Below are 19,602 nucleotides of genomic sequence, written 5' to 3'. Positions count from 1 at the left end.
TGAATCGATTCTCGCTCTTTATTTAAATAATAATTTATTCGATGCAAAGTTATGATATAATCTTACCTTATATATGGTAAAGGGTGTTTTGTAGATAATTATGATCAGTTCTATACAAGAACCTAACGCATTACGAAAACGATTGCAGGCATTTTATCGTGCTGATGAAAAAAGTCACGTACGTTATCTTGTAGAAAAATCAGAACTTTCGGCTGATTCAAAAAACATAATTTACAATATTGCAAAACAAATTGTCGAAAAGATTAGAGGTAGTAAATTAGGCATTATAGATTCTTTTATACAACAGTACTCACTTTCTAACGACGAAGGAGTAGCGCTAATGTGTCTTGCTGAATCATTACTTAGAATACCAGACGATTACACAATAGATGAATTGATCAAAGATAAAATTGCCAACCAAGAATGGAATAAACACTTGGGGCGTTCCTCTTCATTGTTTGTTAATGCTTCTACATGGAGTTTAATTATAGGAAGCAGTATATTAAGAAACAATGAAGAGGATTCAAAATTCTATCACATAATTTCCAGGTTATTGAAAAATTTAGGAGAGCCAATAATCCGCAAAGCGGTGAAACAAGCAATATCCATTCTTGGCAAGCATTTTATTGTTGGAGAAACTATAGCAAAAGCATTGGAAAGCGTGAAATCAGATGACTACAGTAAGTATTTATGCTCTTTTGATATGCTTGGTGAATCTGCTTGCACAGTTGAGGATGCGGAAGAGTATTTTAATTTATACATGCATGCAATAAAAGCCATAGGTGAAGCTGCTGACATAAATGATTGCTTTAAATCTCAAGGGGTTTCAATCAAATTGTCTTCACTGCACTCACGTTATGAATTTAGCCAATTTGGTAATATAGCTGAAGAGCTGAGAGCTAAGTTGCTGGAACTGTGTCATGAAGCGAAGAAATATAACATTTCACTTTGTATAGATGCAGAAGAATCAGAAAGACTTGAGATGTCATTAGTTTTATTTGAGCAATTGCGTCTTGATGATTCACTTTCTAAGTGGGAGGGGCTTGGCTTGGCTGTGCAAGCGTATCAAAAACGTGCTTTATCTGTTCTTGATTTTGTTGAAGATGTTGCCATTCGATCAAAGCATAAAATTATGGTGAGGCTTGTAAAAGGAGCATATTGGGACTCAGAAATCAAGCGCACACAAGAATTAGGGTTAATTGGTTATCCGGTGTTTACTAGAAAAAGCCACACAGATGTATGCTACCTTGCCTGTGCGCAGAAACTTTTAAGCAAAGAGAATCACTTTTATCCATGTTTTGGAACTCATAATGCTTATACTTTTGCTACTATAATAGAGCTTGCCGATAAAAATCATCCTGGGTTTGAGTTTCAGCGCTTACATGGAATGGGTAAAAGTTTGTATGATTATGCAATTTCAGAACTTGCAACAAGCATCAATTGTCGTATATATGCACCAGTTGGTAAACATAGTGATTTATTGCCATACCTTATTAGGCGCCTTCTTGAAAATGGAGCTAATAGCTCGTTTGTCAATCAAGTAAATGATTCTGACGTTAAAATTGAAGAATTAGTCTCAGATCCATTAGAAAAAGTAAAAAGCTTAGAATATGAGCCTCATCCAAGCATTCCGTTGCCACGAGATATTTTTGGAGAGGAAAGAAAAAACTCCTTGGGAATGGATATTAGCGATTCAATTGCAGTTTCACAATTTGCAAATGATGTAAGGGAATTTAGTGAAAAGAAATGGCAAGTTGGCCCAATAATTGATGGAGAGTCGTTTCTTGACAATGCGGAATTTACCGAAGTAGTGAATCCTGCACATTTGGAAAATGTAATTGGAGAAGTGTCAAGTGCAACAAGTGCTCAGGCTTTAAATGCTCTTGAAATAGCACATAGTGCTTTTACTAAGTGGCAGAATATTTCAGCAGAAGAGCGCGCTAAATGCCTTGAAAAAGCTGCAGATTTGCTTGAGGAAAGGATGAAAGAGTTGGTTTACATTCTGATCTTGGAAGCAGGAAAAATTTTATCCGATGCAATAGCAGAAGTAAGAGAGGCAATCGACTTTTTGCGCTATTATGCAATGATAGCAAAAAACGAACTGAATGACTGGAAAAAATTGCCAGGTCCAACAGGTGAAGATAACTTCATCTTTTTTGAGGGCAGAGGAGTTTTCTTATGCATATCACCGTGGAATTTTCCACTTGCTATCTTCATTGGGCAGGTTTCAGCTGCACTTGTAGCAGGTAATGCAGTGCTGGCAAAACCGGCAGAGCAAACGCCGATTATTGCCTATGAAGCCGTTAAGATACTACACGAAGCTGGAATACCAAAAAATGTATTACATCTTGTTCCAGGAGATGGTCGATATTTAGGTAAAATATTAGTGCCAGATAATAGAATTTCCGGTGTAGCTTTTACCGGCTCAACACAGACCGCTCAAATAATTAATAGAATGCTTGCCAGCAGAGATGGTCCTATTGTGCCACTTATCGCTGAGACTGGTGGATTAAATGCTATGATTGTTGATAGTTCTGCTCTTTTAGAGCAGGTAACTAAGGATGTTTTAATTTCTGCATTTCGCAGTGGCGGTCAACGTTGTTCTGCTCTCAGAGTGCTATTTATTCAAGAAGATATAGCAGAAAAACAGATAAAAATGATATGCAATGCAGCTCAAGAACTAAAGATAGGTGACCCAATACAACTGAGCACAGATATTGGTCCAATAATTGACAAAGCATCTATTGATATGCTCACTAAACATACGGAAAAAATATCAAGGGATGAAGATACAAACCTTTTGTCCAAGGTACCCATGGATACAAATTCTTATAATGGTTATTTCTTTCCTCCGTACATTTATGAGATACAAAAAATTTCGCAATTAAAGCAAGAAGTGTTTGGGCCTATTTTACATATCATACGTTTTAATAAGTCGCAGTTAAATGAAGTTATAAGTGATATAAATAATACAGGATATGGACTTACGTTTTCTTTGCAAAGCCGTGTACAAAGTCAGATCGATTTAATAAGCAAGAAAATATCAGTTGGAAATGTATACATCAATCGCAATCAAATAGGTGCAGCAGTTGGAACACAACCATTTGGCGGTAGAGGACTGTCAGGTACCGGACCAAAAGCTGGTGGTCCTAATTATCTGCAACGTTTTTCTATAGAAAAGGTTGTAAGTGTCAACACTACAGCATGTAGTGGTAACATTACACTTGCGTGTTTGGATTGATTTGCAATTTCTAAATTGGAAGTCTGTGCAGTTGTGTATGCAGTACTAAAACCTAAAACTCATACACTGAAAGGATAGTTGTGATTCTAAGGAGGCTTCAAAGAAAGTCTTGTCTTTAATAAAAGAAAAAGGTTGCTATAATTCTGATAAAAGCACTATAAACAAAATGAATGTAAAAAATATCTTATTAGCGTTTTTAGTACAATTTATATTCGATTTGTCATTATTTGCAGCTGATCCTATTTTGCTTAATTGTATTGAAACTCCAGGGATTTATGATCTTGAAACAAGGCCAAAAAGCTTTAACTCTTCAAATAATTTAAGAAGAAAACCTGGCTCTCCAAATAATGCAGCAGGAGAATTAATAAATGTAGTGGGTAGAGTTACTGATGTAAATTGCTTACCGATACAAAATGCTGTGGTTTCTATATGGCACGCAGACTCACTTGGCATGAGCTATTATGATGAAAATGTGGAGCTTGATCCAAATTTTGCTGGATCAGGAAGATTTGTAGTAAATAACCTTGGCTATTATAATTTTATTACAATAGTACCAGGTAAAATTGGTGATAGGGCTCCACACATCAACTTTTTGGTCCAACATCCAGATTTTCCAGAATTCACAACACAAATGTTTTTTGCTGATTATAATTGCGATAACTGTGATGATCTTCTTCTTGGTAATCTTATTGAGAGTGGACTTGCAAGCCTTCTGATAGCACCATTTACTTATAACAATCAGGTTGTGAAGACCTACACATTTAATATAACCCTAGGTGGGCATAACAAATTTTCTGATAAAAGATAAAGCCCTTGCATATCAGGGGAGTTCATAGTAGTCTTAAGCGCTATTGTACTTAAAATGTATATGAAAAATATCTTACTAATGTTTTTACTATGTTTTATGTGCAGCTTACAATTATTTGCAACGGAGATGTCAACGATGAAGATAACAATTTCTAAAGCTTTACCCGATTTTGAGACGCTAGTGGTAGGTTTGTTTGAGGGTGATAAGCTCATAACTAATGTTCTACAAGATAAGCAAGCTATAGATAACATCAAGAAATTTAGTGATTTTAATGGAGGTTTTGGTGAATTTTTTTCCGTTACTTCATCAGAGGGAAAAAATATTATAGTTGCTGGTCTTGGAATGAGAGATGAATGGGATGAAAGCAAAGGATTAAATATTGGTGGTAAAATATATTGTGAGCTAAGCAGATTAAGAATCAAGCGAGCGGCAATCTCAATCGAAGGCAATGCAGCAAATGTTGCATACGGTGCATTTTTGCGCAGTTTTAAATTTGATAAGTATAAAACCAGAAAGGATGAAAAAGTTACAGAAGTAGAGGAGATCACAGTGCTAACGAAAGATGAGCAATTCAGTAGTGCTGAAAAATCATTTGAGCGTTTAAGACAAGAAGGTGAAGGCATATTTCTTGCACGTACTCTTACCATTGAACCACCTAATGTTTTATATCCAGAATCCTATGCTGATTATATAAAAACCGAGCTTACTAAGCTTGGCCTTGAAATCGAAGTGCTTGGTAAGAAGCAGATGGAAGAGAAAAAAATGGGAGCATTGCTTGGGGTAGCACAGGGAAGTAGTAAAGAGCCAAAATTAGTAGTGATCAAATGGAATGGAGCTTCCAAGGAACAAAAGCCTGTAGCTTTTGTGGGTAAAGGCATAACGTTTGATACTGGTGGAGTGTCACTCAAGCCTTCGCGTGGCATGGAGTCAATGAAATATGACATGGCGGGTTCTGCTACTGTGGTTGGGGTGATGCGTACTCTAGCTGGACGAAAAGCAAAGGTAAATGCAGTTGGTGTAGTTGCACTTGCAGAAAATGCAGTGGACGGTAATGCTCAAAGACCAAGTGATGTAGTAACTTCGATGTCTGGACAGACGATAGAAGTGTTGAACACTGATGCAGAAGGAAGGCTCATACTTGCAGATGCTTTATGGTATACACAAGATAGATTTGCACCGAAATTTATGATTGACCTTGCAACTTTAACTGGTGCTATAGTGGTTGCACTGGGAAATAATGAATATGCTGGTCTTTTTTCAAATAACGATGAATTAGCAAATCATCTGATTGATGCAGGAAATGAAGTAAATGAAAAATTATGGCGCTTTCCTATGAATGAAACTTATAACAAAATTATTGATTCGCCGATTGCTGATGTGCAAAATATAGCTCCTACAGGTTCTGGTGGAGATAGCATAATGGCTGCACAGTTTTTACAGCGTTTTGTGAATGAAACTTGCTGGGCACATTTAGATATTGCAGGCACTGCTTGGCACGAAAAAGGTACTGACATTTGTCCAAGAGGAGCAGTAGGTTTTGGTGTAAGGTTACTTAATAAGTTGGTTGAGAAGTACTACGAAGCGAATGATTAAAGGTCTTTATATCGGCTTATTCATGGCTACATAAACGTTTATTTTCGAGAAATGAAAGTAGCTGATATATATTTTTTTTTCTGGTCAGGCACTGGAAGAAGTGACTTTTTATTCAAATAATGATTATAATAAGAGATCTATTGAAACTTTAAAGCCATTTAGCATTGACGGTGTATACTTAAGTGTTAAAATAAAATAAGAAGTTTTTAGGAGTTTATATGGCAGTAGGTGGAAAAGCAAAGACAGCTAGTAAAAATAACCCTACTCAGCGTAAGAAAGCCGAGCAAAAAATGTATAAAGATAAACCGGTAAAACCTGTTAGATATATAGATCGTGACTCGCGCATGAATTACATGTCTGCTCAATATGACAACGGCAATCTGGTTGAAGATGAGGTAAGCGGCAATCCTATAAAGTGGGAAGCTGTATAATAGTTGTGGTTAAAGTTACTATTAATTCTAAAGAATGTGAAGTAGAACATGGGCTCACTATAATTCAAGCTTGTGAAATTGTGGGCGTTGAAATTCCACGTTTTTGTTATCATGAGCATTTAGCAATCGCTGGTAACTGCAGAATGTGTTTGGTTGAAGTGGAGGGTGGGCCTCCAAAACCAGTAGCTTCTTGTGCAATGCCAGTTGCAGAGGGTATGGTTATTCACACGGATACTCCCAAGGTAAAAAAGGCGCGTAAAGGAGTGCTCGAATTTTTACTAAGTAATCATCCACTTGATTGTCCAATTTGTGATCAAGGTGGTGAGTGCGATTTGCAAGATATAACAATGGCTTATGGGAAAGGAATAAGCAGATTTGATGAGCATAAAAGAGCTGTGCCAAAAAAACATTTTGGTCCGCTGATTGAAACTGCAATGAATAGATGCATTCATTGTACTCGATGTGTTAGATTTTTGTCCGATGTTGCAGGTACAAATGAACTTGGAGGAATTGGAAGGGGAGAAAATATAGAGATTAGCACTTACATAAAAAGGCATATTAGCTCTGAATTATCTGGAAATATCATAGATCTCTGTCCGGTAGGGGCTTTAACTTCAAAGCCTTACTCCTTTACAGCACGTCCATGGGAGCTATCACATTGTGAGACTATAGACGTGCTGGATGCTGTAGGAAGCAGTATTAGAGTTGATTATCGTGGTCCTGAAGTTATGCGAATATTGCCAAGACTCAATGAAGAAGTGAACGAAGAATGGATATCAGACAAAACTCGTTTTGCTTACGATGGACTCAAAGTACAACGCCTCGATCGACCTTATATAAAAAAAGAGGGCAAATTAATTCCAGTTGATTGGAATGAAGCATTGGCTTTTGCTGCAAAGAAACTAAAGAATACGAAATCAAACAAAATAGCTGCAATTGCAGGTGATTTAGCAGATTGTGAGTCTATGCTTCTACTCAAAGAAGTGATGCAGAAGCTTGGTTCGGGGAATATAGACTGCAGGCAAGATGGTGCAAATCTTATATCAAGTAATCGTGGATCTTATGTGTTCAATACCACTATCGAGGGTATAGAAAATGCAGATTTATGTCTGCTTATAAATACAAATCCAAGAATAGAAGCACCAATCATTAATGCAAGATTGAGAAAGAGATATTTACAAGGCAATTTTCCTATTGCAAGCATTGGCCCTAACGTTGAGTATTTATACCATATTGAGAGGTTAGGCAATAACCCAAATATCTTAGACGAAATAGCAAAAGGAAATCATAAATTTTGCAAGTTGCTGAGTGTTGCCTCAAATCCTATGCTCATCATCGGTCAAGATGCATTAGTAAGAGATGATTCTGAATCAATTTTAGCGCTAACTGGCAAAATTGCAGAAAAATTTAACATGATCAGAGATAACTGGAATGGCTTTAACGTACTACATAAGGCTGCAGCAAGGGTTGGTGGACTAGATATTGGATTTGTTCCTAGCAAAGGTGGAAAAGACATTAATCAGATACTAAAGCAGGCAGAAAGTGGTGAGGTGGAAGTTGTTTATCTTCTTGGCGCAGATGAAATTGATACATCAAAATTAGAAAATACATTTGTAATTTATCAAGGACATCATGGTGATAGGGGAGCGCATATAGCAGATGTCATTCTACCTGGAGCTGCATACACAGAAAAATATGCAACTTATGTAAATACTGAAGGACGAGTACAGAGAACAAATTTAGCTGTTTTTCCTCCTGGTGAAGCAAAGGAAGATTGGTTGATTATAAAAAATTTATCCCAATATTTGGGTCTTTCCTTGCTATATGATAGTTTATTTGATGTTAGGAAAAAATTAGACACTATTGGTCCACAGTTTAGAAATGCTGATCAAGTGGTAAAAAACACATGGGTGCCAATTAGCAATGATGGGATAAGCTTAAGTAATACACCTTTCACTTTAAAGGAGTGTAATTTTTATATGACGGATTCAATCAGTCGCGCTTCAAAAATAATGTCAGATTGTACTAAGGATTTTTATGAACAATCTACTTAATATTTTATTTATTCTAACACCATTATTACTGATAATTCTGGTATATTTTCAACGAAAATTAAACTCTATATTTTTGTGTAAAGAACAAAATGCATTAGAAAAACAGTTCGTTTATAAGCTACTTTATTTTATCAATGATATTATTGTACTATTTACTGAAGGATATGTATGGATGGCAATAACATTTATTATAGTTACCGAGGGAAGAGGGAATTATTTGCCTCTCACAATGATCTTAATTATGATGTCACTAGTGTCATTCATATGCATATCATGTTACTATTCTATTAAGCTAAATGCTGTACAGAAAAATGTTGTCCTATTGATTTCAATAGGGACATTGTCTGCTGTGTCTAGAGGACTTGCTATATTTTTTATTGCCACAATTATGAACTATTTTTTTGATTTAGGGTTGCATGTACTTGATATTTGATATTCTTTTTCTTCTTCCACTTTTGCTTTCAGTAGCATATTTAGTGTACTTTGAGCGTAAAGTTATTGGTGCAATTCAACTAAGGCATGGTCCAAGTGTAGTAGGGCCATTTGGTTTATTGCAGCCGTTTGCAGATGCTATCAAATTGATAATTAAAGAGCCGATAATACCATTTAGAGCAAACACAATACTGTTTATTATGGCTCCAATGATCACCTTTATTTTAGCATTAATTTCCTGGGCAGTTATACCATTTGGAACTGAAATAACTACAGAAAATGGACAGCAGGTAATAATCCCTAAGGTAATAGCAAATATTAATGTTGGAGTGCTTTATGTTCTAGCTATATCCTCTTTGGGAATATATGGCATTATTATTGCAGGCTGGTCTAGTAATTCTAATTACGCATTTCTTGGCGCTATAAGGTCAGCTGCTCAAATGATTTCATATGAAGTTTCAATAGGTCTAATAGTTGCTACAGTTGTTATTACAACTGGCACATTAAATCTTGGAGAGATGGTGGTAGCGAAACATAATATGCCATTTTGGATTAATTTATTACTAATGCCTATAGGAATAATATTTTTTATTTCTTTGCTTGCCGAAACTAATCGTCACCCATTTGACTTACCAGAAGCTGAAGCAGAGCTCGTCTCTGGGTATAACGTCGAGTATTCATCAATGCCTTTTGCTCTCTTTTTCTTGGGAGAATATGCAAATATGATTTTAGCAAGCGCTATGATGACAATATTCTTTCTAGGAGGGTGGTATCCTCCATTAGAGCTTAGTTTGCTGTATAAAATTCCTAGTTTAATCTGGTTTGTTTTGAAGATAGTTGTACTTTTGTTTATATTTGTTTGGATTAGAGCTACAATACCTCGTTATCGTTATGATCAATTAATGCGTCTTGGTTGGAAAGTATTTTTGCCAATATCGGTACTTTGGGTAATACTCATTTCAGGAGTGTTGCTTTTTACTGGGAATTTGCCTGGATCCAATGTTTAATTTCCCAAATACAAGGTTAAGGCGTAGGCGCTCAGGCAAGTGGATTCGCAATTTAACAAGTGAAAGCACTTTATCAGTAAATGATTTGATTTTTCCCTTATTTGTTCATGACGGAGAAGAAACAATTGAGCCAATTTCTGGCTTACCTGATATCAAATGTTATTCAATAGATGGATTAATTTCTATAATTCAGAAAGCTAAGGACTCGGGGATTAATGCTGTTGCAATTTTTCCTGTAGTTGATAGTAAACTAAAATCTGAAAACGCCGAGGAAGCGTACAATCCTGACAATTTAATCTGTAAAGCAATTTGTGCTGTAAAATCAAATGTACCGGATATTGGCATTATTGCAGACATTGCACTAGACCCATACACTACTCACGGTCATGATGGCATTTTAAAAAGCAGTAGGATAGATGTAGAAAATGACGAGACTGTGTCAGCATTATGTAAGCAAGCACTTGTTTTAGCAAAAGCAGGATGCGATATAGTTGCTCCTTCTGATATGATGGATGGCAGGATAGGAAAAATAAGAAAAACATTGGATGATAATAACTTTCAGAATGTGTCAATATTGTCCTATGCAGTAAAGTACTGTTCTAGCTTCTATGCGCCATTCAGGCAAGTTGTCGGTTCGTGCGCATCATCAAATTTCATCGACAAAAGTGGTTATCAAATGGATTATAGAAATGCACGCGAAGCAATCTGCGAAATCGAAATGGATATAGATGAAGGTGCAGATTTTATTATGATAAAGCCGGGTATGCCATACTTAGATGTAATAAAAACAGCAAGTGAAAAGTTTAATTTTCCGATTTTTGCTTACCAAGTAAGCGGTGAATACGCAATGATAAAAGCTGCAGCAAATAATGGCTGGCTGGATTATAACAGAGTGATTTATGAGTCCTTAATTGGTTTTAAACGTGCAGGTGCAAGTGCAATATTTACCTATGCTGCACTTGATGTTGCAAAAAATTTGGTATCTACTTAGCAGTGTGGAACATCTAAGTAGGTAGCTTGCCGAAGTGACTTGACAAACCTTCCCACTTTCCTTATCATATCAATAAGAGTATTTATCCTTATTTTTAATCTCTGCAGATTTAACAACAAAATTCAGTAAAAAACTCAGGTATATATTGGCAGATTACATAAAATTATAGCGGCTGCATGTCTTTTTTATTTTTGCTAAATTCAGCCAAAATGCGCTTTAAATAAGCGTTAGCACATTATTACAATGCCAATTTACATTATTATAGGGTCAAAACTCACTACTAGGGGATTCTTTTGCCTTTTTCTCACTTGGTAAATTTTTTAATATTTATAGTTAAAGCTTCAGGCCAGCGCGTGACGCATAGCTATACGGAGATTAAAGATGTCATTCAAGTAGCTGACACTGGAATCCAGGAATTTTTTGAGCACAAAGGAGATCTTATTCTAAGTTTTTATTGGTAAGAAAGGCTGGATCCCAGTGTCAGCTACTCGGATGACAAGAAGGGGATAGCACTGGGATGACAAAAAAGGAGGCTACTAGTATAAAGGGGCAACGGTTTAGATCGTTTTTAACTATTTGCCTTTTTTCTATGCAAGAAGTGTATTGATAAGTCCATTACAATTCAGTATTGTGAAAAATATAAGTCAAGTGTTAGTTAGGACATGGGGATTTTTTTTCAATTTTTGGGTAAGATGCTAGGCAAGGTTTTTCCTGCCAAAATAGTAAGCTCTTTTTTAGGAGTAGGATATTTACCGGGTTGGCAGCATTATTGGTCTTCTTTTCTAATATTATTTATTACCTACATTATATTAATGATTATATACGGAGGTGATTTTATACTATATAAAATGCCGAATTCAGGCATAGTTGTAGCTGCTATTTTTACCAAGCTAGCAATAGTTATGTTAGTGCTGCAATTAGTTGCAATATCCATTTTTCACATTCAAGATCCTTCAGCCAGCAGTGATGAGAATATAGTAGTACAAATAGCATCAGGACAGGTGATGACTGTTGCGTTTTCGATGCCGGCAATAATGTCAATTTATTATATTGTAAGTAAATTCTATTTAAGTATATGCAAGGCAATACTTAAATGTCCATTTTGGTTTAATGATCTTATGCATTTGTTCTTTTTCTTTATAATACCTTATTTATTTTTTAATATTGTAGAAGTAATAAAACCATGGCCGATAAGTACGATACAGCTTAGTTATAACAATGCAATATCAATCACATTTGAAGGGATTTTTCATGTGTTTTATGCAGTGATTTTATTGTACTTGACTGCATTTATATTCTGCGATCTGACTATGCATGATGCGATTGTTTTAAACAAAAGCATATTTGAGTATGTAAAAGAAAGTTCAATAGCCTTGAGTGACTATTTTCATGGCACTATTAAAAAAATAAGTATAGAATAGTACTTATTTGCTTATGTATTCAGTTTAAAAGATATACAGTTTGCGTGAATCTACAGGATATAATAAAGGGATTACAAGATTTTTGGGCAGATGAAGGGTGTACTATACTTCATCCATATACGTCTGAAGTTGGAGCTGGAACACTACATCCTGCAACAATCATGTCAGCAATTGACGAAAAATCAACAAAAATTGCGTATCTACAACCAGTAATAAGACCTACAGATGGGCGTTATGGCGACAACCCTAATCGCTTATATCAGCATCATCAATACCAAGTTATAATAAAACCATCTGGCAGCAATTTGCAAGATGTTTACTTAAATAGCTTAAAAGCTCTTGGTGTATCGACAAAAGAATATGATATTAAGTTTATTGAAGATGATTGGGAAAACCCAAGTGTTGGAGCATCGGGACTTGGCTGGGAAGTTACATGCAATGGAATGGAAGTAACACAACTTACTTATATACAGCAAGTGGGAGGCATTGACTGCAGAATAATTCCTGGTGAGGTGGCATATGGGTTGGAACGTTTAGCAATGTGCATACAAGGTGTAGATAATGTTTACGATATAATGTGGAACGATAATGGTGTAACTTATGGAGATATTTTTAAACAAAGAGAGCGAGAGTTTTCTTACCTGGCACTTGATTATTATGATACTAAAGTAGTACAACAGCAGTTTGAGGATACAGAAAAACTGTGTAAATTCCTTGTTGAAAAAGAATTGCCGATAGCAGCTTATGACCAATGTATTAAAACGAGCCATCTACTTAATCTACTTGATGCAAGAGGTGTGCTTGGTGTGAATGAACGTACAGCCTATATTGGTAGAGTGAGAGAGTTAACAAAAAAATGCTGTGAATTATATAGAGCAAAGTAGAATATGTTGTCACAATTATTGTTTGAATGTCTTTCAGAAGAAATTCCATCAAGAATGCAGAATTCATCTGCAGCTCAGGTTAAGAGCTATATCACTAATGCTTTTAGTAAAAATAATGTGAAATTTGCATCTATAGAAATTTATGTGACTGCGCGTCGTATTGCTCTTTTTATTGATGGCATAAGTGCTTTGGAGCTAAAAGATTCTAACAATGAGATTAAAGGACCAAGAGTTAATGCACCGAAAAGTGCTATCGAAGGTTTTTTGAGAAAAAATCGGAAAGGTGAAGAAGATTTACTCATTCGCAAAGTAAACGATGAAGATTTTTACTTCATGAAGAGAGAAAGCTGCTTATTTAACATCAACGGGTTTCTCAAAAATCAACTGGAGGAAATGCTAAAAAACTTTTCTTGGCCAAAGAGTATGAGATGGAGTGAAAGAAAAGAGAGATGGGTTAGGCCAATTAAAAATATTCTATGTATTTTAAATGACGAAATAATACCTATATCTTTTGCAGGGGTTACAGCATGCAACGTGACGTGTGGTCATAGGTTTTTTTCAGGTGATGCAGTACTTACTGTTAAAACACCCAAAGACTATTTTGAATTGTTAGAAAAAAATAATGTCATTCTCCAGTTGGACAAAAGAAAGCAATTTATACTAGATCAGATTAATAAGTTTACAAAAGAGGAGAACTTACAACTTGAAAAAAATGATTATTTGCTTAATGAATTGGCAGGGCTTATAGAGTGGCCAATAGTATTATTTGGTAAAGTAAAATCATCAGAATTACCGAAGGAAGTAATACTTAGTATAATTAATACGCAGCAAAAGTATCTTGCTTTAAGTGATGGACAGAAAATATCACATTTTGTTACTGTTGTAAATGTTAACAATAATGAAGTTGTCAAAGGTCATGAAAGAATATTAGAAGCACGTCTTGCTGATGCCCAGTTTTTGATATCTCAAGACAAGAAGGAAAACCTAGATTACTATGTCAAAAAATTGAGCTCTATTTCATTTCATGCTTCGCTCGGTAGCGTAGAAGAAAAAGTGAAGCGTATTATCGCTCTTTCAAAGTATATAGCGATATTTATTCCACATGCTTCGTTAATTAAAGTTGAACGTGCTGCATATTTAGCAAAGGCAGATCTTGCAACGTTGATAGTGAAAGAATTTCCAGGATTGCAAGGATTAATGAGTGGATATTACGCTTCTTACTTTCAAGAAGATAAAGAAGTAGTAGAAGCTATAACTGAGCACTATAAGCCAATTGGATCGGAGCAAGAATGTCCTAAATCTCCTACTGCGATTGCTGTAGCTATTGCAGACAAGATGGATAGTTTGGTTGGTTTAATTGCAGCAGGTGAGAAAATCTCTGGTTCGTATGATCAGTTTGGTTTGCGGAGAATGACAATTGGTATAATTAGAACAATACTTGAAAATAATTTGCATATTCCAATTAGATTGCTGATAGATAAGTCAGTATCTTTATGTTCAAGACTTCTATTGAATAAAAATATAACTCCAGTTAATAAGCCAAGTGAAAAACAAATTTCAGAACTAGTATTTAAATTCTGCTTAGAAAGGTTCAAGATTATTTTAAAAAATAGAAATATAAGGCAAGATGTTGTAGATTCAATACTATATAAAGTCGATATTAATGATCTGCTGAAAGCGGAAAAGCAAACTGTGATATTGGATCGTTATCTTAGTACAAAAGAAGGTGAACAGGTTCTAAGCACTTATAAAAGAGCCAGTAATATGATGAGCAAAGTGAGAAAAAGTGATGGCACTACTTATAATGCATCTTACAGTAAGAAGTTTTTGATTGAAGATGAGGAGATTGCGCTATCAAATTGTGCTATAGCTGCTTGTAAAAACATCAAACAAGCGATAGAAAATAACGACTTTAATACAGCGCTTGATGAACTTGCTCGTTTTGCTCCATTTATCAATCAATTTATGGACAGTGTAAAGATTAACTGTGATTCTAATGAGCTTAGAATAAACAGGTTATCTTTGCTTGCAAATGTTGTTTCTACCTTTCATTTAGTAGCAGAGTTTAACCTTATACAGGTTAAACAATTGATAAATGCTCAGGCAATATAAGGAACAAATCAAATCATCTCCACAATCCTGTGGCGTTTATAAGATGGTTGGAGATAAGAATAAGGTTTTATACATTGGTAAAGCAAAAAACTTGAAGTCGAGATTATCCGACTACCTTCAATTCGAAAACCTTTCTGAACGAATCAGAGTAATGATCTCACAGGTTATTAAGGTTGAAATATTCATCACTGAGAATGAAATCGAAGCATTGCTTCTTGAAGCACAGTTAATAAAATCGTTAAAACCATCTTATAATATTTTGCTTAGGGATGGAAAATCTTATCCTTATATAACAATTTCTAAGCATGATTATCCAAGAATAGCGAAATATAGAGGTAAGTTTAAGAAGAATGAGTTTCATTACTACGGCCCTTTTCCATCTGCTGCTGCTGTTAAGAACACTATATTATCATTGCAAAGGGCTTTTCTCTTGAGAGTATGTTCAGATCAATATTTCTCTTCAACAAAAAGACCATGTCTTGAGTATCAAGTTAAGCGCTGTTCAGCACCATGCGTAGATAAAATTACAAAAGATGATTACTGCAAATCAGTAAAACAAGCACAAGATACTCTGCTAGGAAGGAATAAAGAAGTGCAAAGACAGCTATTTTCTACAATGGAAAAGTGCAGTAGGGAGATGAACTACGAGCTTGCTGCTGTCTATAGAGATCGATTGAAATTTCTTCAGCAAATTCAAATGCAGCCAATGGATTTTTCTTTTGAAGAAGATGCAGATTTCTTTAGCGTTGTACGTGAGGCAGACTTAGCATGCATTGGTGTACTATCTTTCAGAGATAAAGGTAACTATGGAAGCATTCCTTACTTCATTGAGAATTGTAGTGATCATTCAAATGATGAAATTTTATCCACCTTTTTGGTCAATTTGTATAATCCAGTTAGCACACCACCAGCACAAATTTACGTTCCCGATTTTATTAAGGATAAGGAAATTATAGAACAAGTACTTTATGCTCTTACTCAAAAATCAATAAGAGTTTTGCATACGAAAAATAGTAAAGAGCGTGATTTGTTGAATTTTATTTACAATAATTCTAAGCATAGCCTAGAGCAGAAGCTTACTGATTATAGAAATAACCTAGAAAAGCTCGAAGAGCTTAGGAAGATTTTCTCGTTACCAAATATTCCAAAGCGTATCGAGGTTTATGATAATAGCCATATATCTGGAAATCAACAAGTTGGTGTGATGATTGTTGCAGGGCAGGAAGGTTTTTTAAAAAGTGAATACAAAAAATTTACTATAAAAGAAGAAATTTCAGGTGATGACTATAAAATGATGAGAGAAGTGCTGACTAGACGTTTCTCTGGCAATATAAAAGATATAATCCCTGATTTTTTACTGATTGATGGCGGTCCAGGACATGTTTCCATAGTGCATAATGTGTTGGAAATATTGAATATAAAAGTTCCTTTTGCTTGTATGGCGAAAGGTCATGATCGTAATGCAGGAAATGAAAGATTTTATGTGCCGAGCAGAGAAGAATTTACTCTAGCAAGTGACAGCAAGGTCATGCTTTATTTACAATTGCTGCGTAATGAAGCTCACCGTTTTGCAATAACTTCGCATAGAAAAAAACGCGATAAACAATTTTTTGCTTCACAATTAAGTAAAATATCCGGTGTTGGCAGTAAAAGAAAGAAGGCACTCATGTCTCATTTTGGTTCGGTAGAAAATATAAGCAAAGCTTCTCTAGCTGAAATTCAAAACGTACCTGGAATTAGTAAAGGTTTAGCAGAAATCATTCTTCAACACGTGAATTCTAAGAAAGGTACTCCTAAATAGGTACTCTAAAATTAACCTTTATTTCTTCTTAATAAGACATAAAAAGCTCCTTTGCCACCATGTTTTTTTATGGCTTGCTGATAGTATAAGATCATATTCCGAACTTTTGTGTCATTCAACCACTTATTTAAGCTATTCTTTATAGAATCTATTTTATCTGTACTATTACCATGCCCCGTAATTACCAATAAGCACCTATTCCTTGCTTGATAATTTTTGATAATAAAATCTATCAATTTACAATAAGCATTATCTATACTATAGCCATGCAAATCGAGTTTATCGCTTATAAAATATTTGCCCCTATCGATCTTTAATTTTGTATTGTAGTCAAGACAAAATGATGAATCACCATTATCAGTATTAAGAAAATTTTCTTGTAAACTAGAGGCACCTTTATCAATCATAGATTTTATATTTACTTTGTGATCAACTTTCAAAGTAACTTTTCCACATTCTATTGGCTTAACATTTTTTTGCCAATCTAACTCATCATCTGACATAAATTCATTAATTGAACTGCATAATTTTACAACAATATATAAACACAGTAAAATATTGCTTACTCTATAAAAATCTGATTTTTAATAATGAGATGAAATCATCAAAAGCTAATGAAAACTGTTGGATATATGGAAAGCACACTTGTATTTCAGCATTAAGAAACAAAAATAGGCGGTGTATAGAACTGTTAGTAACAGAAAATTTCTACAGAGAATTTGAGAAAGAAATTAAACAATGTGCAGATAGTAAGGGCATTAAAGCTCGACTGGTAGAGAACAAAATGTTCAATGATGTTTTACCCAAAGGTGCAAATCACCAAGGAATTGCTTTAAAAGTTACTCCTATTTTTCACAGCTTAAATATTGAAGAAATAGCTGAAAGATCAGGTGAAAACTCTACTATAGTCATTTTAGATCAAATTACTGATACACACAATATAGGGTCGATTTTAAGAACCTCAGCTTGTTTCAACATTGATGCACTGGTTTTACCACATCACCATTCACCGAGCGAAAATGCATCTATCGCAAAAGCAGCAAGTGGAGCACTGGATATTGTCCCTCTAATATACGTTACAAACATAGTAAAGACGATGGAGTCTTTAAAAAAGATAGGCTACTGGTGTTATGGGTTTGATTGCAATGCAAAGGAAAATATAGATGAAATAAAGAATTTTGGGCAAAAAAGAGTAATTATTTTTGGTTCTGAAGAGAAAGGAATGCGGAGACTAGTTAAAGAAAATTGTGATTATCTTTTAAAAATCCCAATGTCAAACGTAATTGATAGCCTAAATGTTTCAAATGCAGCAGCAATAGGACTATATTCCATTTACATTAAAACAAAAATCACTGCAAATTAGTTGCAATAAAACAAGGATGTCATTCCAGCATGTGATACTGGAATGACAACAGTAAATGACATCGTACTATGTCATTCACCAGCACTTAAATTACCAATCCCAAGAAAGTGCTTCACTTGAATCTTTTGGAATTTCAAAAGATGGCTGTGACACTATCTCTTTTATCTCATTTTTAAGCCATTCGCTACCATCTTCTCCAGCTTCTTCAATAGCTTTCTTGAAACTGCTCTCTAGTACAGCTTTAGCATCTGCAGCTGCCTGAGGACTACCATTTAGAGTTTCTGCTATTGTAGTTAACTTAATTAACTCAGCATTTAAGTCAGCAGGCATCTTATCAGTTTTAGTTTGTATTGCAGTAACCTTGTCTCCTAAATTAGCAGCATTTGTAGCAGTTTCTATAGCAGTTTCTATAGCAGTTTCTATAGCAGTTTCTATAGCAGTTTCTATAGCAGTTTCTATAGCAGTTTCTATAGCAGTTTCTATAGCAGTTTCTATAGCAGTTTCTATAGCAGTTTCTATAGCAGTTACTTTAGCTGTTAAGTCAGCTGGAATAGTATCAGTCTTAGCCTTTATAGCAGTGACATCAGCTCCTAAGGTATCTGTAATATTATCAGTTTTAGTTTGTATTGCAGTAACCTTATTCCCTAGATTAGCAGCATTTGTAGCAGTTTCTATAGCAGTTACTTTAGCTGTTAAGTCAGCTGGAATAGTATCAGTCTTAGCCTTTATAGCAGTAACGTCAGCAGTTTTAGCTAAAGGAGCTAGTTCAGCAGATTTTGCTAACTTACCTAACTCAGTTCCTAAATCGTCAGGCATCTTATCAGTCTTAGCCCTTATTGCAGTAACATCAGCAGTTTTAGCTAAAGGAGCTAGTTCAGCGGTTTTAGCCAAAGGAGCTAGTTCAGCAGTTTTAGCTAACTTACCTAACTCAGTTCCTAAATCGTCAGGCATCTTATCAGTTTTAGTTTGTATTGCAGTAACCTTGTCTCCTAAATTAGCAGCATTTGTAGCAGTTTCTATAGCAGTTACTTTAGCTGTTAAGTCAGCTGGAATAGTATCAGTTTTAACCTTTATAGCAGTGACATCAGCTCCTAAGGTATCTGTAATCTTATCAGTCTTAGCCTTTATTCCTGATATCATATCTGTTCCGACTTGAGTTTTTATGGTAACTAAGTCAGCGCTTAAGTCAGCTGAAATAGAATCAGTCTTAGTTTTTATTGCACCTACGTTAGTTCCAATACTTAATAATGTAGCAATTGCACCTCCAGTCATGAAGTTTGTTGCTGTAGCACTGTAATCTATTTCAGCAGCACCATTAGGTTCATACCTAAAAGTGTTGAAAACACTAGTATTATCTACACCAAAGGTATACTTATTCTGTGCAGCATCTTCATAAATTATGCTTTTAATGGTAGGGGATACTACATTTGCTCCAGCACTGTCTTTAAAAGTTAAACTAGCCAT

At 35.1% G+C, this 19,602-nt stretch carries 15 protein-coding genes; 13 read left to right on the top strand and 2 right to left on the bottom strand.

Annotation, left to right across the window (positions count from 1 at the left end; genetic code table 11):
• Positions 1-100: 100 nt before the first annotated feature.
• The 12 genes from putA to uvrC all read left to right on the top strand — a co-directional run bounded on the left by putA (position 101) and on the right by uvrC (position 16,775).
• Positions 101-3,241 carry a bifunctional proline dehydrogenase/L-glutamate gamma-semialdehyde dehydrogenase PutA gene (gene putA, locus AAGD63_RS04480; RefSeq protein WP_341813177.1) on the top strand — a complete coding sequence of 1,047 codons (3,141 nt, stop codon included), beginning with the start codon at positions 101-103 and terminating at the stop codon, positions 3,239-3,241.
• Between the two features lie 166 nt (positions 3,242-3,407).
• Positions 3,408-4,049: a protocatechuate 3,4-dioxygenase gene (locus tag AAGD63_RS04475; protein ID WP_341813798.1), complete on the top strand. Its 642-nt coding sequence runs from the start codon at positions 3,408-3,410 to the stop codon at positions 4,047-4,049.
• Positions 4,050-4,184: 135 nt separating this feature from the next.
• Positions 4,185-5,642 carry a leucyl aminopeptidase gene (locus AAGD63_RS04470; RefSeq protein WP_341813176.1) on the top strand — a complete coding sequence of 486 codons (1,458 nt, stop codon included), beginning with the start codon at positions 4,185-4,187 and terminating at the stop codon, positions 5,640-5,642.
• A 218-nt stretch (positions 5,643-5,860) separates the two neighbouring features.
• A complete protein-coding gene (locus tag AAGD63_RS04465; protein WP_006015760.1) occupies positions 5,861-6,073 on the top strand; it encodes a hypothetical protein in 213 nt (70 codons plus the stop codon).
• A gap of 5 nt (positions 6,074-6,078) precedes the next feature.
• Positions 6,079-8,127, top strand: a complete 2,049-nt coding sequence (gene nuoG / locus AAGD63_RS04460; protein WP_341813175.1) for an NADH-quinone oxidoreductase subunit NuoG — start codon at positions 6,079-6,081, stop codon at positions 8,125-8,127.
• Between the two features lie 73 nt (positions 8,128-8,200).
• A complete protein-coding gene (locus AAGD63_RS04455) occupies positions 8,201-8,560 on the top strand; it encodes a hypothetical protein (protein ID WP_341813174.1) in 360 nt (119 codons plus the stop codon).
• The gene (gene nuoH / locus AAGD63_RS04450; RefSeq protein WP_341813173.1) at positions 8,544-9,566 is read left to right on the top strand and encodes an NADH-quinone oxidoreductase subunit NuoH; all 1,023 of its coding nucleotides are present in this window, start codon (positions 8,544-8,546) and stop codon (positions 9,564-9,566) included. Before AAGD63_RS04455 ends, nuoH begins: the two co-directional genes overlap by 17 nt.
• On the top strand, positions 9,559-10,557 hold the full coding sequence (gene hemB, locus AAGD63_RS04445) for a porphobilinogen synthase (RefSeq protein WP_010404406.1): 999 nt from the start codon (positions 9,559-9,561) through the stop codon (positions 10,555-10,557). The genes nuoH and hemB overlap by 8 nt, the downstream gene beginning before the upstream one ends.
• Before the next feature lie 662 nt (positions 10,558-11,219).
• A complete protein-coding gene (locus AAGD63_RS04440) occupies positions 11,220-11,978 on the top strand; it encodes a phosphatidylglycerophosphatase (RefSeq protein WP_341813172.1) in 759 nt (252 codons plus the stop codon).
• 44 nt (positions 11,979-12,022) lie between these two features.
• Positions 12,023-12,862 (top strand): glycine--tRNA ligase subunit alpha, encoded by an 840-nt coding sequence (locus AAGD63_RS04435; protein WP_341813171.1) that lies wholly within the window; start codon positions 12,023-12,025, stop codon positions 12,860-12,862.
• Positions 12,863-12,865: 3 nt separating this feature from the next.
• On the top strand, positions 12,866-14,974 hold the full coding sequence (gene glyS / locus AAGD63_RS04430) for a glycine--tRNA ligase subunit beta (protein WP_341813170.1): 2,109 nt from the start codon (positions 12,866-12,868) through the stop codon (positions 14,972-14,974).
• A complete protein-coding gene (gene uvrC, locus AAGD63_RS04425; protein WP_341813169.1) occupies positions 14,958-16,775 on the top strand; it encodes an excinuclease ABC subunit UvrC in 1,818 nt (605 codons plus the stop codon). Before glyS ends, uvrC begins: the two co-directional genes overlap by 17 nt.
• 11 nt (positions 16,776-16,786) lie before the next feature.
• Here the strand turns inward: uvrC and AAGD63_RS04420 are convergent, their stop codons facing one another.
• Positions 16,787-17,278, bottom strand: coding sequence for a Smr/MutS family protein (locus tag AAGD63_RS04420; protein WP_341813168.1), 492 nt, complete (start codon positions 17,276-17,278; stop codon positions 16,787-16,789).
• A gap of 92 nt (positions 17,279-17,370) precedes the next feature.
• On the opposite strand from AAGD63_RS04420, the gene rlmB reads away from it, so the two are divergent.
• A complete protein-coding gene (rlmB, locus tag AAGD63_RS04415) occupies positions 17,371-18,138 on the top strand; it encodes a 23S rRNA (guanosine(2251)-2'-O)-methyltransferase RlmB (protein WP_341813167.1) in 768 nt (255 codons plus the stop codon).
• A 90-nt stretch (positions 18,139-18,228) separates the two neighbouring features.
• Here the strand turns inward: rlmB and AAGD63_RS04410 are convergent, their stop codons facing one another.
• Positions 18,229-19,602 carry a hypothetical protein gene (locus AAGD63_RS04410; RefSeq protein WP_341813166.1) on the bottom strand — a complete coding sequence of 458 codons (1,374 nt, stop codon included), beginning with the start codon at positions 19,600-19,602 and terminating at the stop codon, positions 18,229-18,231.

It is taken from the genome of Wolbachia endosymbiont (group B) of Germaria angustata (genome assembly GCF_964026725.1).
In the GTDB taxonomy this organism is placed as follows: Bacteria; Pseudomonadota; Alphaproteobacteria; order Rickettsiales; family Anaplasmataceae; genus Wolbachia; species Wolbachia pipientis_C.
Note: the sequence above shows the minus strand (reverse complement) of the source record. Positions and strands in the feature narration are given on the sequence as shown.

Bases quoted from the DNA above. Each gene is read 5' to 3' on its own strand.
- AAGD63_RS04475 (WP_341813798.1), top strand. From the start codon at position 3,408: ATGAATGTAAAAAATATCTTATTAGCGTTTTTAGTACAATTTATATTC.
- putA (WP_341813177.1), top strand. From the start codon at position 101: ATGATCAGTTCTATACAAGAACCTAACGCATTACGAAAACGATTGCAG.
- nuoH (WP_341813173.1), top strand. From the start codon at position 8,544: ATGTACTTGATATTTGATATTCTTTTTCTTCTTCCACTTTTGCTTTCA.
- AAGD63_RS04470 (WP_341813176.1), top strand. From the start codon at position 4,185: ATGAAGATAACAATTTCTAAAGCTTTACCCGATTTTGAGACGCTAGTG.
- AAGD63_RS04440 (WP_341813172.1), top strand. From the start codon at position 11,220: ATGGGGATTTTTTTTCAATTTTTGGGTAAGATGCTAGGCAAGGTTTTT.
- AAGD63_RS04465 (WP_006015760.1), top strand. From the start codon at position 5,861: ATGGCAGTAGGTGGAAAAGCAAAGACAGCTAGTAAAAATAACCCTACT.
- hemB (WP_010404406.1), top strand. From the start codon at position 9,559: ATGTTTAATTTCCCAAATACAAGGTTAAGGCGTAGGCGCTCAGGCAAG.
- glyS (WP_341813170.1), top strand. From the start codon at position 12,866: ATGTTGTCACAATTATTGTTTGAATGTCTTTCAGAAGAAATTCCATCA.
- uvrC (WP_341813169.1), top strand. From the start codon at position 14,958: ATGCTCAGGCAATATAAGGAACAAATCAAATCATCTCCACAATCCTGT.
- rlmB (WP_341813167.1), top strand. From the start codon at position 17,371: ATGAAATCATCAAAAGCTAATGAAAACTGTTGGATATATGGAAAGCAC.
- AAGD63_RS04410 (WP_341813166.1), bottom strand. From the start codon at position 19,602: ATGGCTAGTTTAACTTTTAAAGACAGTGCTGGAGCAAATGTAGTATCC.
- AAGD63_RS04420 (WP_341813168.1), bottom strand. From the start codon at position 17,278: ATGTCAGATGATGAGTTAGATTGGCAAAAAAATGTTAAGCCAATAGAA.